This is a genomic window from Kribbella sp. NBC_00382, from assembly GCF_036067295.1.
In the GTDB taxonomy this organism is placed as follows: Bacteria; Actinomycetota; Actinomycetes; order Propionibacteriales; family Kribbellaceae; genus Kribbella.
In genome coordinates this window covers 2,948,883-2,962,731 of record NZ_CP107954.1, presented here as the reverse complement: position 1 = coordinate 2,962,731, position 13,849 = coordinate 2,948,883, and the positions used below count along the sequence as shown (strand labels likewise).

Annotated in this window: 12 protein-coding genes; 8 read left to right on the top strand and 4 right to left on the bottom strand. The window is 67.7% G+C overall.

The genetic code is table 11. From position 1 onward, the window contains the following. Nucleotide 1: 1 nt before the first annotated feature. The 3 genes from OHA70_RS14580 to OHA70_RS14570 are packed head-to-tail and all read right to left on the bottom strand — an operon-like array spanning nt 2 to nt 2,918. The gene (locus tag OHA70_RS14580; protein WP_328332675.1) at nt 2-766 is read right to left on the bottom strand and encodes an N-acetyltransferase; all 765 of its coding nucleotides are present in this window, start codon (nt 764-766) and stop codon (nt 2-4) included. Next, nucleotides 763-1,917: a dTDP-4-amino-4,6-dideoxygalactose transaminase gene (rffA, locus tag OHA70_RS14575; RefSeq protein ID WP_328332673.1), complete on the bottom strand. Its 1,155-nt coding sequence runs from the start codon at nt 1,915-1,917 to the stop codon at nt 763-765. Before rffA ends, OHA70_RS14580 begins: the two co-directional genes overlap by 4 nt. 11 nt (nt 1,918-1,928) lie before the next feature. Then, nucleotides 1,929-2,918 (bottom strand): glycosyltransferase family 2 protein, encoded by a 990-nt coding sequence (locus tag OHA70_RS14570; protein WP_328332671.1) that lies wholly within the window; start codon nt 2,916-2,918, stop codon nt 1,929-1,931. Nucleotides 2,919-2,972: 54 nt separating this feature from the next. On the opposite strand from OHA70_RS14570, the gene OHA70_RS14565 reads away from it, so the two are divergent. Both OHA70_RS14565 and OHA70_RS14560 read left to right on the top strand, forming a co-directional pair. Continuing rightward, the gene (locus tag OHA70_RS14565; RefSeq protein WP_328332669.1) at nt 2,973-5,456 is read left to right on the top strand and encodes an MAP7 domain-containing protein; all 2,484 of its coding nucleotides are present in this window, start codon (nt 2,973-2,975) and stop codon (nt 5,454-5,456) included. Nucleotides 5,457-5,505: 49 nt separating this feature from the next. After that, on the top strand, nt 5,506-7,719 hold the full coding sequence (locus OHA70_RS14560) for a hypothetical protein (protein ID WP_328332667.1): 2,214 nt from the start codon (nt 5,506-5,508) through the stop codon (nt 7,717-7,719). Here OHA70_RS14560 and OHA70_RS14555 read toward each other — a convergent pair. Next, complete coding sequence (locus OHA70_RS14555) at nt 7,704-8,738, bottom strand: PseG/SpsG family protein (RefSeq protein ID WP_328332665.1); 1,035 nt, start codon at nt 8,736-8,738, stop codon at nt 7,704-7,706. The two genes, OHA70_RS14560 and OHA70_RS14555, sit on opposite strands and share 16 nt — an antisense overlap. 67 nt (nt 8,739-8,805) lie before the next feature. On the opposite strand from OHA70_RS14555, the gene OHA70_RS14550 reads away from it, so the two are divergent. The 6 genes from OHA70_RS14550 (at nt 8,806) to OHA70_RS14525 (ending at nt 13,836) form a co-directional block, all read left to right on the top strand. Next, complete coding sequence (locus tag OHA70_RS14550) at nt 8,806-9,033, top strand: AbrB/MazE/SpoVT family DNA-binding domain-containing protein (RefSeq protein ID WP_328332662.1); 228 nt, start codon at nt 8,806-8,808, stop codon at nt 9,031-9,033. Next, the gene (locus OHA70_RS14545) at nt 9,023-9,460 is read left to right on the top strand and encodes a type II toxin-antitoxin system VapC family toxin (RefSeq protein WP_328332660.1); all 438 of its coding nucleotides are present in this window, start codon (nt 9,023-9,025) and stop codon (nt 9,458-9,460) included. Before OHA70_RS14550 ends, OHA70_RS14545 begins: the two co-directional genes overlap by 11 nt. A gap of 70 nt (nt 9,461-9,530) precedes the next feature. Next, nucleotides 9,531-10,511, top strand: a complete 981-nt coding sequence (gene pseB / locus OHA70_RS14540; protein ID WP_328332658.1) for a UDP-N-acetylglucosamine 4,6-dehydratase (inverting) — start codon at nt 9,531-9,533, stop codon at nt 10,509-10,511. Between the two features lie 4 nt (nt 10,512-10,515). After that, nucleotides 10,516-11,640, top strand: coding sequence for a DegT/DnrJ/EryC1/StrS family aminotransferase (locus tag OHA70_RS14535; RefSeq protein ID WP_328332656.1), 1,125 nt, complete (start codon nt 10,516-10,518; stop codon nt 11,638-11,640). A gap of 7 nt (nt 11,641-11,647) precedes the next feature. Continuing rightward, entirely contained in the window at nt 11,648-13,015 is a 1,368-nt protein-coding gene (locus OHA70_RS14530; protein ID WP_328332655.1) for a hypothetical protein, read from the top strand. Continuing rightward, nucleotides 13,015-13,836: a hypothetical protein gene (locus tag OHA70_RS14525; protein ID WP_328332654.1), complete on the top strand. Its 822-nt coding sequence runs from the start codon at nt 13,015-13,017 to the stop codon at nt 13,834-13,836. Before OHA70_RS14530 ends, OHA70_RS14525 begins: the two co-directional genes overlap by 1 nt. Nucleotides 13,837-13,849 lie beyond the last annotated feature (13 nt).

Genomic DNA, 13,849 nt, shown 5'->3' with positions numbered 1-13,849 from the left:
GTCATGCTAGCAGTAACCGATCGGCTACTAAGTGCACTGTCAGCAGGGTGTGGACAGGCTCGAATCCGTATCGTGCCCAGGCTCGCTGGACACCGGTGTTATGCCCCTGGGTCGAGATCACCAACCGTCGGGTCGTACTGGCGTCCTCCACCGCGGCCAGCAGGTGCCCGTACCGCCCACGCCCCTGCTCAGCCGGTACTACGCCAGCAAGCTGGACCTCCGTCCACGACCGCTCCTGGTCGATGGTCGCCAGCGCCAGCACCCGCCGGTCGGGTCCACGGAGCACGACCGCACCCGTCTCGGCGACGCTGCGCCGGGCCCACTCTTGATACCCGGCGAGCGCCTCTGCGCGCTTGAAGAGCGGATTGGCGCAGTAGTGGTTCCCGTAGTCGCCGAAGATGTCCCCGACCAGGTCGTCCACGAGGGTGTCGTCGACAACCTTCTCCAGGCTCGCGGCGAACCCGGCCAGTGGCGCCGGGCGGCGGCCCTTGCCGACCGGGAGCGACCAGTAGACGAGGCTGTCGGCCAGTAGCGCAGTCCGCGACCCAGTGGCGAGTGCTGCGAACCAGGTCACCTCACGCGCGGGGTAGCGCAGGATGACGACATCAGCAGAGGACTTGTCGACTGCGGTGAGCACCTCGTCCAGCGGCGTACCGGCGGAGGCTGACACCGAGATGCGGTCGACGGAGACGCCAAAGCGCTTCGCCTCGTAGTCACCCGGCCTGCTGGTCAGCTCACCGGCTTCCAGGGCGTCGTACCAACTCATGCGGCAACCAGGTTGTAGGAGATGACGCCGGCGATCACGCGGGCCTGTTCGTCAGAGGTGAGTTCGCTGTAGAGCGGCAGCCGGACCAGCCTGCTACTCACTTGCTCGGTGACCTCGCAACCGCCGGGGCCGACCCGGCCGTAGCGTTCACCGGCCGGTGAGGAGTGCAGTGGGAGGTAGTGGAAGGGTGCGCTGATGTTGAGCTCCCGCAGGTGCGCGATGAGGCCCTGCTGGTCCTCATGGGACGGCATGAGCAGGTAGTACATGTGCGCCGGGTGCACGCACTCGGCCGGCACGGTCGGTACGCCGACACCGCGCGACGCGGCCCAGACGGCGAGCTCCTCGTCGTACCGCTGCCAGATCGCCTGCCGCGGCGCCTGGATCTTGTCGAACTGCTCCAGCTGGGCCGTCAGGAAAGCAGCGAGCGGGTCAGCCGGGAGGTAGCTGGAGCCGACGTCGACCCAGCGGTACTTGTCCACCTGCCCACGGAAGAACTGGCTCCGGTCGGTGCCCTTCTCCCGGATCACCTCGGCACGCGCGAGCAGGTCGGCGTCGTTGAGCACCAGCGCACCACCCTCGCCGCAGTGCACGTTCTTGGTCCCGTGGAACGACTGCGTCGCCATCACCCCGAAGGAGCCGAGTGGGCGACCCCGGTACGTCCCACCGAGCCCGTGCGCGTTGTCCTCGATCACTGCCAGCCCGTACTTCGCAGCGACGGCTAGTACCTCGTCCATGGCGGCCGCGACCCCGGCGTAGTGCACCACCACGATCGCCTTGGTCCGGTCGGTGACAGCGGCTTCCAGCTGGGTCTCGTCGAGGTTGAGCGTGTCCGGCCGGATGTCCACGAAGACGGGCACCGCGCCGCGCAGTACATAGGCATTGGCCGTCGAGACAAACGTGAACGACGGCATGATCACCTCGTCGCCCGGCTGGAGATCGAGCAGCAGCGCGGTCATCTCCAGCGCGTGCGTGCAGGAGGTGGTCAGCAACGATGCCAGCCCACCGGTGAGCTTGGTGATCAGCTCGGTCGCGCGGGCCGTGAAGGGACCGTCTCCGGTGACCGCGGCGGAGGTGAACGACCGGCTCACATACGCGAGCTCGTCACCCGCCAGGTACGCCTTGACGAACGGGATCGGCGACAGCTCCGGCATAGAGCAGAAGCCTAGTCCTTCTCTTGCGCTTCGATCGCCTCGGCATAGCTGTGGTGGCCCGGATCCTCGAGGCTGTCGTAGCCGACCAGGAACTGCGGCCGCCGCTGGCTCGATTGAAACAAGCGAGCGACGTACTCACCGAGCAAGCCGAGGCAGAGCAACTGGATCGCGCCGATGATGCCCACTGCGAGCACTGTCGACGTCCAGCCGGGGATGCTGCGGCCGGCCAGCTTGATGACCAGAGCACCGATCACCATCGCGAACGACAGCAGCCCACCGAGCAGCCCGAGCCAGGTGGCCAGCCGGAGCGGTGCAGCTGAGAACGCGGTCACACTGTCGAAGGCCAGCCGGAACATCTTCGTCCAGTTGTACTTCGTGACGCCTGCCGCCCGTACCGCCCGGACGTACGCGACCTCTGCGCTCGGGAAGCCCAGCCACGGGATCACCAGCCGGAAGACCCGGCCGTCCTCGGGCAACCCGTTCACTGCGTCCACTACTCGCCGGGAGACGAGCCGGAAGTCGCCGGCGTCGAACGGGATCTCCTTGCCGACCAGGCGGCACATGAGCCGGTAGTACATCCGGGCGGTCGTCCGCTTCGGCCAGGAGTCGCTTGAGCGGTCGGAGCGCACGCCGTAGACGACGTCGACGTCCTTGTCGCGAGCAGTGGCGAGCAGGTCAGCGATGACCTCGGGCGGGTCCTGCAAGTCGGCATCGATGGTCACCAGGTACTCGCCGCGTGCCCGGCGGAAGCCGGCCGACAGGGCGGCCTGGTGGCCGGAGTTGCGGAGCAGACGAACCAGTCGGAGCTGCGGCCAGCTAGCCGTGGCATCGGTGAGCAGAGCGGCCGTCTTGTCCCGGCTACCGTCGTCGACGACCAGCACCTCGTAGGGGATCCCCAGGCCGTCCAGCAGCGGGTGCATCCGCTCGAAGAAGATCGGCAGCACCTCTTCCTCGTCGTACATCGGCACGACGACGGACAGAACAGGTTGGCTGGATGCCATACAGACCTCCTTGCCGGGGAGGTTACTAGCCGTACGCGGGACTAGGCTGCCCTGGTGTCAATCGTGACGGGCGACGCGCCCGGCAGCCTCGCCGAACGGCGGCGTGAGGCGGCCGAGCTGCGGGAGACCGCCCGTCAGTTGGAACGAGCGCGTGAGATCGAGGAGACCCGGCTCCGCGAGGCAGCCCGGCTACGGGCCACGTCGCGGGCGCGGCGGGCGTCAGCGCGCAAGCTGCGGGCGGCCCTCCGGCCCCCTCAAGCACCGGCGCCGAAGAAGCCGGAGTCGCTTACCGCGCGCTTGGTGAAGGCCGGTGCTGGGGTCGCTCTGGCCGTTCTGGCGATCTGGTTGATGGCCGGGCACGCGTCCGGCGACAGCATCGTGGCGCTGCTGCGGTTCTGGGTCTTCGGGCTCACGCTGCCTGGCTTCATCCTGTGGCGGCTGGCCAGCCCATTCCGGCACAACCTGATCGAAGACGTCGCTGCCGGTTCACTGGTCGGCGTAGCCATCCTGCTGCTCGTCTACATGGGCGTTGCGCCACTAGGGCTGCAGCAGTGGGCCTGGCTGTGGGCTGCGCCCGTACTGATGGCAGGGGCAGCAGTACCGAGGTGGCGGCGACGGGTGCTGAGCAAGGTGGAGCGCCCGATCCATCCGGTGACCGCCTGGCTCATCGTCGCCGCCTGCGCTCTGCCGCTGTACGGCACCGGGCGCTACCGGAACCTGCTGCCGGCGCCATACACGGATGCTCGCTCCAACTCGCCCGACATGGCGTTCCACCAAGCACTGTCGGCCAGTGCGAAGTACGACTTCCCACTGCAAGCTCCGTACGTCAACGGCGAGCAGATGGACTACCACTACTTCTGGCACCAGTTCACGGCCGCCACCTCTTGGGCGACCGGGATCGACCTGACCGACCTCGTCTACACAATCGGCTGGGTACCGCTGCTGATCGCCGGGACCGCGCTGATCTTCGCCCTCACCGACAGGCTGGCCCCGAGCTCGCACTGGGCGGGTCCGCTCGCGATCGCGGTCGCTTCCATCGGCGGTACGGTCAGCGCTTATCCACAGGGCTCACTGCTGTCCGAAGGCTTGATGAACTACATCTGGGGCAGCCCGACCCAGAACCTCGGCGGTGCGCTGATCACGCTGCTCGCCCTCATCGGCGTCGACCTGCTGCGCGGCCGAAGTTCGCCAAGTACCTGGGTGATGTTCGTCGTGATCGCCGCAGCCGGCTCCGGCTCGAAGGCGACCGTGCTCCCGCTGATCATCTGCGGACTCGCCCTGGTCGTCTTCGTCCGGCTTTGCTACGGCCGGCTGGCCCGCTCCGCGGTACTCATCGCGGTGGCCCTCGGCGGCATCTTCGCGGCCTCGATCGTGGTGGTCTTCGGCATGCACTCGTCCGGGCTCGCGGTGAAGCCGTGGGTGACGTTCGCCAAGATCGGCATCTACCCGCTGATCGCCGATCCGCTGCCGTCCGGCCAGTTCGACCACAGCGCGATGTGGATCAGCGGGATCACCGCCTGCCTCGGCCTGATCCTCGGCTCCGCCGGCCTGATCATCCTCACCGGTACTGCGGCCCGCTGGTTCCGCGATCCGGGCATGATCTTCCTGGTCGGCATCTCGATCGCCGGCTTCTGCGCGATGATCCTGACCGACCAGCCGGGCACCAGCCAGCTGTACTTCCACCGCACCGCGGTACCGGTGATCGCCGCCCTGGCCGCGGGCGGCGTGTGGATGCTGGTGTTCTGGTTCGCGGACAAGCACTCCGATCTCGTCGTCCTCGCGTCGGTGCTCGGCGGCATCGGGGCGACCGCGGCGGCGCGGGCGATCGTCAAGGCCGGCGGCGCCAACCCGTTCCGGCAGGACGACGGATCGCTGCACGGGTTGATCGCTCCGTGGGTCTGGACGATCGCCTTGCTGCTCCTGGTTGCGGCGGTCGTGACAGTGGTGTGGAAGCGCGGCAGGCATCGGCGGGGCCGGCCGACCCGGATCGCGATGGCCTCCTTCGCGCTCGCGGGGATGGGGGCCGGGCTATTCCTCCCAGTGCAGGCGATGGCGGAGTACAAGCCGGTGGTACTGGCTCCGCAGACCGACAAGCAGCTGCTCGGGCCGACTCGTAGCCAGGCAGCTGCGGCGGTCTGGCTACGCGACCACGCGGCTCCCGGTGAGCTGATCGCGACCAACGCGCACTGCGCGAGCAAGAACACGCTGGGCTGCGACGCCCGGCACTTCTGGATCTCGGCGCTGTCCGAACGCCACGTGCTGATCGAGGGCTGGGGCTACACGAACACGCTCAACGATCTGGTCGCCGGGACCGGGATGGGCCCGAACTCGCTGCCGTTCTGGGACCAGCCGCGACTGGAGGAGAACGACATCGTCTTCGTCGCGCCGACCCGGGACAACCTGCGGGTGCTGCGGGAGAAGTACGGCGTCCGCTGGCTCTACGCCGATCCGACTCAGACGATCGTCTCAAGCACCCTGAACAGTCTTGCCACACTGCGCTTCAAGGCCTCGGACGCGCTGGTCTACGAACTCCCCTGAGTGATGGCTCGCCTACGCATAGGAGCCGTTCCGGCATTAGGGTGACCGCATGCACTCCAGGGCTCGGCGGCGCGGGCCGAAGGACACCGGCTCCGGCACGCTCGCCGGTCGGATGGCGGCCCTGCCGGTGCTGCTGCTGGTTCTGGTCCTGCTGATCTCGCGGGCGCCGGTGCTCGACGTCGCGAAGTTCGGCCTGTTCCTGGTGGTCGGGGTGACCTTGCCGGGCGTGGTGATCTGGCGGTTGATCGGCGCGTACCGCGGCAGCTTGGTCGAGGATTTCGCGGCCGGCTTCGCGATCGGTACGGCCGCGCAGTTGATCGTGTACCTGGCCAGTGCGTCCGTGGGGTTGCAGCGCTGGTCATGGGGTTGGGCGCCGATCGTGCTCGTCCTCGGCGTGCTGGATCACGACGTGCGCAATCGGGTCTGGCGCCGGGTCGCTATGCCCTTGGCACCGTGGACTGCTTGGTTGCTGTCGCTGTCGACCTCGCTCGTACTGTTCGCGATCTATCGGACCGGGCCGGGGCGGTATGCACCGGCGTACACGGATCCGTTGATCAGTGATCCGGGGATGGCGTTCCACCAGGCGCTCGCGGCCAGCGCGAAATCCGACGTACCGGTTGTGCCGTTGTGGATCGGCGGTGAACCGATGAAGTTCCACACGTTCTTCCACCAGGTCACCGCGGCGACGTCGTGGGCGACCGGGGTGGATCTGACCCAGTTGATCTATGCGCTGAGCTGGCTGCCGTTTGCGCTGGCGGCGTGTGCGCTGGTCTTCGCGGTGACGCAGCGGTTCGTGCAAGCGGGCGAAAGCACCACTGCCGTATGGGCTGGGCCGCTGGCCGTTCTGGTGGCGGGTCTCGGCGGGGCGCTGGAGCCGCTGCACGATCTGTCGATCGGCGGGGTGTCGATGGCGGCCGGGGCGTATCTGAGTCCGACACAGAACCTCGGTTTGATGTTCGCGCTCATGCTCGCTGTCATCGCGATCGACCTGCTGCGCAAACAGCCGCCGCGGAGCCGGTGGATCTTGCTGCTGCTGGTGGCGCTGGCGGCAGCCGGGGCTAAGGCGAGCGTGCTGCCGATGGCGGTCTGCGGGTTCCTGCTGGTCTTCCTGTTTCGGCGGTCGACTCGGAACGCGTTCTTCGGGGTGCTGATCACGCTCGGGGTGTTCGTCGGGTCGGCGATCGTCGTCTTCGGAGGCGAGTCGTCGGGGTTGCAGGTGAAGTTCGGCGAGCTGTTCACGACGCTGCCGCCGTACGCGGCGATCAAGGCGGCTGCTGGTGATCGGGCCGAGTTGATCAGCGCGGTGGTGATCCTGGTGGCTTGGGGGCTGGCGGTCGTCGGGGTGTTGTTCCTGCGGAAGTTTTGGCGGGATCCGGGTGGGATCTACGTCGCCGGCTTTGCGATCGGCGGGTTCGTGGCCGCACTGGTGACCAATCAGCCGCTGTCGTTCTATCGGATGGCGTTTCCGTTCTTGGCGGTGCTGTCGTGTGTCGGGTTGGCGCGGTTGGTCGAGCGGCTGGACGATCGGCGGAGCGTAGTACTGGTTGCTGGGGCTGCTGGGCTTGGGCTGGCTGCGTGTGGGTTTGCTCGGTGGGGTGCGGCGGATCTTCGCGGGGTCAAGGAGCCTTTGATCTGGACGGTTGCGGCTGTGCTGGCCGTTGCACTGGTGGTCGCGATCTCGTGGAAGGCTGGTCGTCGGGCTGGTGGGACGCCGACGGCGTTCTTCGCGGCTCTGGTTGCCGCGTGCATGGTCGGGGCGGCGACGCTGCCGCTGGTCGGGCTGGCGTCTGCTTCGGCGAGTGATGTCGTCTCGGGGCGGCCGGGGCGGGATGGGCCGACCGCTGCGGAGGCGGATGCTGCTCGGTGGTTGAAGGAGAACACCGCTAGCGAGGACCTGATCGCCACCAACGCGCACTGCATCGCACTGCGCGGCGAGACCTGCGACAGCCGGCACTTCTGGATCGCTGCGCTGTCCGAGCGGCAGGTACTGATCGAGGGCTGGGTACGGACCAACAGGTCGAGCCGGATCTCGGCTACGTCCGGTGTGGAGCCGAGCAAGGTCCCGTACTGGAACGAGGAGCAACTGGCGGCGAACGACGCCACCTTCACCTCCCCGTCGCTGGCCATCATCGAGCGACTGCGCAAGCTGGGAGTGCGGTGGCTTTACGCCGACCACCGGGCCGGTCAGATCTCACCGCAGCTGAAGCAGTACGTGCGACTGCGGCACGCGACCCTGGACGCGACGATCTACGAGATCAGGTGAAGGAGCGCGTCCGCGACGCGTGCTCTTCCCTGTCCGTCGACAAGCTTCCAACCGGCCTGGGCGAGCTGCAGGCGCTCCTGCGGGTCGGTGAGCAGCTTGCGTAGTACTGCGGCTGCTTCTGTTGGGTCTGCCTTGAGTTCAGCCAGTGTGCCGACCCCTGCGGACGCACCGGTGGCTACTGCTCGCTCGTAGCCCATCTCCTGGTTGTCCACGACGCAGACGAGACCTGCGGTGGCTCCAAGGCACAGCAGCTCCCAGGTCGACGTACCGGAAGCACTGACGACCAGGTCGGACTCCACGACCGCCTTGGCCAGCTCAGACGTCGGCCCGATCACCTGCACCCGCTGCCCCGCTTGGAGCGGTACTGCAGCGATCGCCTCAGCCAGTTCTTCGCCCGGCGCAACTACTGTCGCCTCAAACGCCACACCGGTCGCTGCCAACGCCTGTACTACGTACGGCCCGGCCCCGTAGGCATCGGTGCCCCCGAAGAACGCGAACACCCGCGGCACACCGGCTGGCCGTAGTACCGGCGACTCAGACGGCCTCAACGCGAGCACCTCGTCTCGCAACATCACGTACTCAAGCCCCGCGAGCCTCACAGCCCCGGCAGGCAGTACCGGCTGATCGAACTCGGCCCCCAGATTCTGATCAACCAGCACATCAGCATCGGCCCCCCGCAACTCCCCATCCACAATCGCCAACGTGGGCACCCCCGACCCCCGTACCGCCGCGAACACCTCCCCCGGCAGGTCATACGAGTCAAACACCACCGCATCCAGCCCCAACCGCCCGATCAGCTCCACATGCTCCTCGGCCGTCCACACCGCAGCCTCCACCGCGATTCCCCGCGCCCGAATCTGCTCATCCGCCCACGGCACGCTAGGGCTGTCGCAGACGAACACCACCTCCACGCCCCGCGCCAACAACTCCTCCGCCAACGCCAGACTCCGCATGACATGCCCGACCCCCCGCCGGACCCCCACATCACACCGAACCCCAACCCGCAGCACGTGATCCACGAGGCAGACGGTATCCGGTTCGAGGTAGGATGTAATACGTAGGGGACGTATTACGTAGGAGGAACCCATGCGAATGAACAGCAAGGGGCAGGTCACCATCCCCGCCAGACTGCGAGCCAAGCATCACCTCCACGAAGGCGACGAGCTCGAGGTGATCGAGGACGGCACCGCGCTGCGGATCGTGCGCGCCCAGGGCAGCGAGACGCACGGCCAGCGGCTGGTCCGCGAGATGCGCGGCAGGGCGACGACGGGCAAGAGCACCGAGGAACTGATGGAGTTGCTGCGTGGCGAGTGACCGCCGGCTGCAATCCGTCACGCAGGTGTCGACCATGGTCGACACCTGCGTGTTGCTGGACATCCTCACTGACAATGCGGAGTGGGCCGACTGGTCGGCCACCGCGGTCGCGGGAGCCAGAGACCTCGGCGATCTGGTGATCAACCCGATCATCTACGCGGAGGTCTGCGCCGGCTTCGACCGGATCGAGGACGTCGATGCGGCGCTACCGGCGGCGGACTTCCTCCGGGAGGCACTGCCTTATCCAGCGGGCTTCCTGGCCTCCCGGGCGTTCGTCACCTACCGGAGCCGAGGCGGCCTGAAGAGCTCACCGCTGCCCGACTTCTACATCGGCGCCCACTCGGCTGTGAACGGGTACCGGCTGATCACCCGGGACTCAGCACGCTTCCGGACCTACTTCCCGACCATCGAACTGGTCACGCCCTAGCAGCCAGCTAAGGTACGGACTTGCGCGGTGTGATCGCGTGGTTCGGAAATGTGGCTCAGAAGGGTCTGACGTGTCCATCCTCACCGGCTCCGACATTCTCGTCACCGGAGGCACCGGGTCCTTCGGCCGGGCGTTCATCAAGCACGCGCTGGAGGCGCTCGATCCGCGCCGGATCATCGTGTTCAGCCGGGACGAGTTGAAGCAGTGGGAGGTCCGGGCGGCGTTCGGGGACGATCCTCGGCTGCGGTTCTTTCTCGGGGACGTACGGGATCGCGCCCGGCTGATGCGGGCGATGCACCGGGTGGACTACGTGGTGCACGCGGCGGCGCTGAAGCAGGTGGACAGCGGTGAGTACAACCCGTGGGAGTTCGTCCAGACCAACGTGATCGGTTCGCAGAACGTGATCGAGGCGGCGATCGACTCCGGCGTGAAGCGGGTCGTCGCGCTCTCCACCGACAAGGCGTCCAGCCCGATCAACCTGTACGGCGCGACCAAGCTGACCGCGGACAAGCTGTTCATCAACGGCAACCACTACGCGGCGGCGTACGAGACCAGGTTCAGCGTGGTCCGGTACGGCAACGTGATGGGCAGCCGCGGCTCGATCATCCCCAAGTTCCGCGCGCTGCACGACGCCGGCCAGTCGCTGCCGATCACCGACCTGCGCTGCACCCGGTTCCTGATCACGCTGCCCGAGGCGGTCCAGTTCGTCGTCGACTCGTTCGAGCTGATGACCGGTGGCGAGCTGTACGTGCCGCGGATCCCCTCGATGAAGGTGACGGACCTGGCCGAGGCGATCGCCCCCGGCGCGGCCATGCACGACGTCGGCCTGCGCCCAGGCGAGAAGCTGCACGAGGAGATGATCAGCCCGGAGGAAGGCCGCCGCGCGCTCTCCCTCGGCAACCGCTTCGTCCTGCAGCCAGACCTCGCCAGCTGGGGCTATGTCGCACCGGCCGAAGGCACCCCGGTCGCCGAGGGCTTCCACTACGCCTCGGACACCAACGACCAGTGGTACTCGATCGACGAGATCCGCAAGATCCTGCTCGAGGACTGATCGCATGCTTCCGTACGGACGTCAGTCCATCTCCGAGGAAGACATCGAGGCCGTCACCGCCGTACTGCGCGGCGACTGGCTCACCACCGGCCCAGCCGTGACCGCCTTCGAGACCGCGATCTCCGAACTGACCGGCGGCCACCGCGCCGTCAGCTGTACTTCGGGCACGGCCGCCCTCCACATGGCGTACGCCGGCCTGGGCGTCGGCCCCGGCGACGAGGTCATCACCACGCCGATGACCTTCGTCGCGACCGCATCGACCGCCGCGATCCTCGGCGCCAAGATCGTGTTCGCCGACGTCGAGGAAGACACCGCCCTGCTGGACCCGGCCGCCGTCGGCGCGCTCACCACGGACCGCACCAAGGTGATCGCCGCCGTCGACTATGCCGGCCATCCCGCGGACTACGACGCTCTCCAGCCGATCGCGGACCGGGTCGGAGCGAAGACCCTCGACGACGCCGCCCACTCGGTCGGCGGATTCTCCAACGGCCGCCCGGTCGGCGATCTCGCGGACGTGACCACGCTGTCCTTCTTCCCGACCAAGAACCTCACCACCGGCGAAGGCGGCGCGGTCGTCGCCAAGGACCCGGCCGTCGCCCAGCGCGTGCACGAATTCCACTTCATCGGCCTTGTCCGTGACCCCTCACGCTTCACCATCACCGACGAGGGCCCCTGGCACCAGGAAGTCCACGAGTTCGGCGTCAACTACCGCCTGACCGATCTCGCCTGCGCCCTCGGCCTCTCCCAGTTGCGCCGGCTCGCGGCCTTCAAGCAACGCCGGGCCGAGATCACCGCGAAGTACAACGCAGCCCTCTCCGGCATCGACGGCCTCCGCACCCCGGTGCAGCGCCCAGGCGTCGATCCCGCCTGGCACCTCTACCCCATCCGTGTGCTCGGCGATCGCCGCCGCGAGGTGTTCGAGGGCATGCGCGCTGCCGGGATCGGCGTGCAGGTGAACTACATTCCTGTCTACTGGCACCCGGTCTTCGCCGAACTGGGCTACCAGCGCGGCCTGTGCCCCAACGCGGAGCAGTTCTACCGCGAGGAGCTCTCGCTGCCGATGTTCCCCGACCTGACCGACGCCGACGTCGACCGGGTGATCGAAACACTGACGAAGTTGGTGCACTAGCTTGTTGATGGTTGGCGCCGAGATGCTCAACTGGTCCGATCTCCGTCCGGCTGACGGCCGACCGGCGACCGGCGGCTCGGCGACGGCCGCGCTGCTGGATGCTGTTCTGCGACCGACCGACAAGGTCCTGGTCGCCGGCCCGCACTCGCTCGAGCTGCTCGACCTGATCGCCAACAAGGTCAGCACGGTTGACGTCCTGGTCCGCTCCGCGCCCGACGCCGAGCAGATCGCCCGGGTCGTCAGCGGCCGCGTCTTCTGCGGCGCACTCGACCGCTTCACCGGCACCGACCTGTACGACGTAGTCGTAGCCCTCGACGGATTGCCCCGACTGGTCGGCCCCGATACCCCTGCGATGACCTGGACCGAAGGCCTCGCGCTGCTGAAGGCCCGAATGTCCCCCCGCGGCCGACTCCTCCTCGCCGCCGAGAACGCCTTCGGGATCGAGCGGCTGCTCCAGCCCGACGTCACCGCAACCGTCCCCCGCAACGCGGATTGGCCCGGAGTCGTCGACGGCACTCTCCAAGCGCCGGTCGGCCTGGCCGCGATCCGGACCGCGCTCGGCGCACTCGCCTCCACGACGACCGTCTACAGCGTCTACCCCGACCTGGTCGCCGCCGATCTCGCGCTGCTGACCCCGACCGGCCCGCTCACCGCCGTCGCCATCGGCAGGTCCGTCGCCGCCCGGCACAGCGGCTCGACGCTGATGGACCCCTACCGCCTGATCCAGGACGCGATCGCCGCCGGCCTCGGCCGTGAGCTCGCCCCGGTCTGGTACTTCGTCATCGGCGACAAAGCCCCGGAATCCCTTCCTGCGCAGGCGATTCCGGCTGGCGAAGGCGTCTTGCTGGAAGAACAGTTGCTGGCAGCACTGAAAGTCGACGACCAGGCAGCCCTACGGCGCGCTGTCCCTGCGTACGCCACCTGGCTGCACTCGCTGGATCCGGAGTCGGCGGCGATCGCTTCCCCGGACAACGTGATCGTGGACGGTACGAAGTACCGGCTGTTCGGTAGTGGCGTGGTGGTGTCCGGTGGTGCGGTTGAGCATCTGGCGCGGTTCGTCCGGCGGGCGCAGGAAGCGGGCTCTCGGCAACCATGGGCGGGTGACACGCAGGCCCTGACCGCACGACTCGCGTCGATGGCCGGGCTGACCATCGAAGGCGAACTGACGGTTGCCCTCGACAACCTTCGCCCGCAGGGGCAGGCCGAGCAGCTCGCGACCATCGCGCGGCTGTCGCAGGAGCTGGCCGACGCGAACGAGCAGGCGACCTGGTTCGAGAGCCAGCTGGACGGGATCCGGCGCTCCCGGCCGTACCGGATCGGTCATGCGGTGCTGAATCCTGCCCGGGTGGTCGTGAAGCGGCTGCGGCGGCTCTGATGCACCACGCCAACCACTTCTACGGCCACGCGCACGTGATGGCGGAGTACGCCGGACTGAGTGGCTCGCCGCGGATCTGGGGTTATCTCCAGCACGGCTGGAACATCCTCGACGGGTTCGCGTACAACACGGCCTTCGTCGCCGGGATGCCCAAGTTCGTCTGGTCGGACAGCGTCCGGCGCCGCGGCTTCTCGATGGGCCTGCGCAACCAGTCGGTGATCGGCGCGCCCTGGCTCTACCTGCTGCGTAACCACCCCGATCTGGCGACGCCCGCAGCTGATGCCCAGGGCACCATCTTCTATCCGTTCCACGGCTGGGAAGGCCAGCACGTGCTGGGCGATCACGGCCGGATCGTTGCCTCGATCAACGAGCACGAGCAGGGTCCGGTGACGGTCTGCCTGTACTGGAACGAGTACGAGAACGTCGCGATCCGGCAGGTCTACGAGGCCGCCGGCTTCCGGGTCATCACGCACGGGTACCGCGGCCTGCACTGGCGCAAGACTGACAAGGACTTCCTGCTCAAGCAGCTCAAGGAGATCCGCAAGCATCGGCGGGTCGCCTCCAACCGGCTCAGCTCCGCTGTCCTGTACGGCGCGTCGCTCGGGTTGCAGCCCGGCGTCTACGGAGACCCTATGCTGCTGGAGAACGAGCACCCGTCGTTCGGCGGACAGGCCCGGATCAAGCGGATGTGGCCCGAGATGGACCAGCCGTACGTACCGTTGCCGCAGGCCCGCGAGTTCACCGACACCGAGCTCGGCGTCGAGAATCTCGCCCACCCCGCGGAGATCCGCGAGATGTTCCAATGGACCACGAAGCAGTGACCGTCAAGAAAGC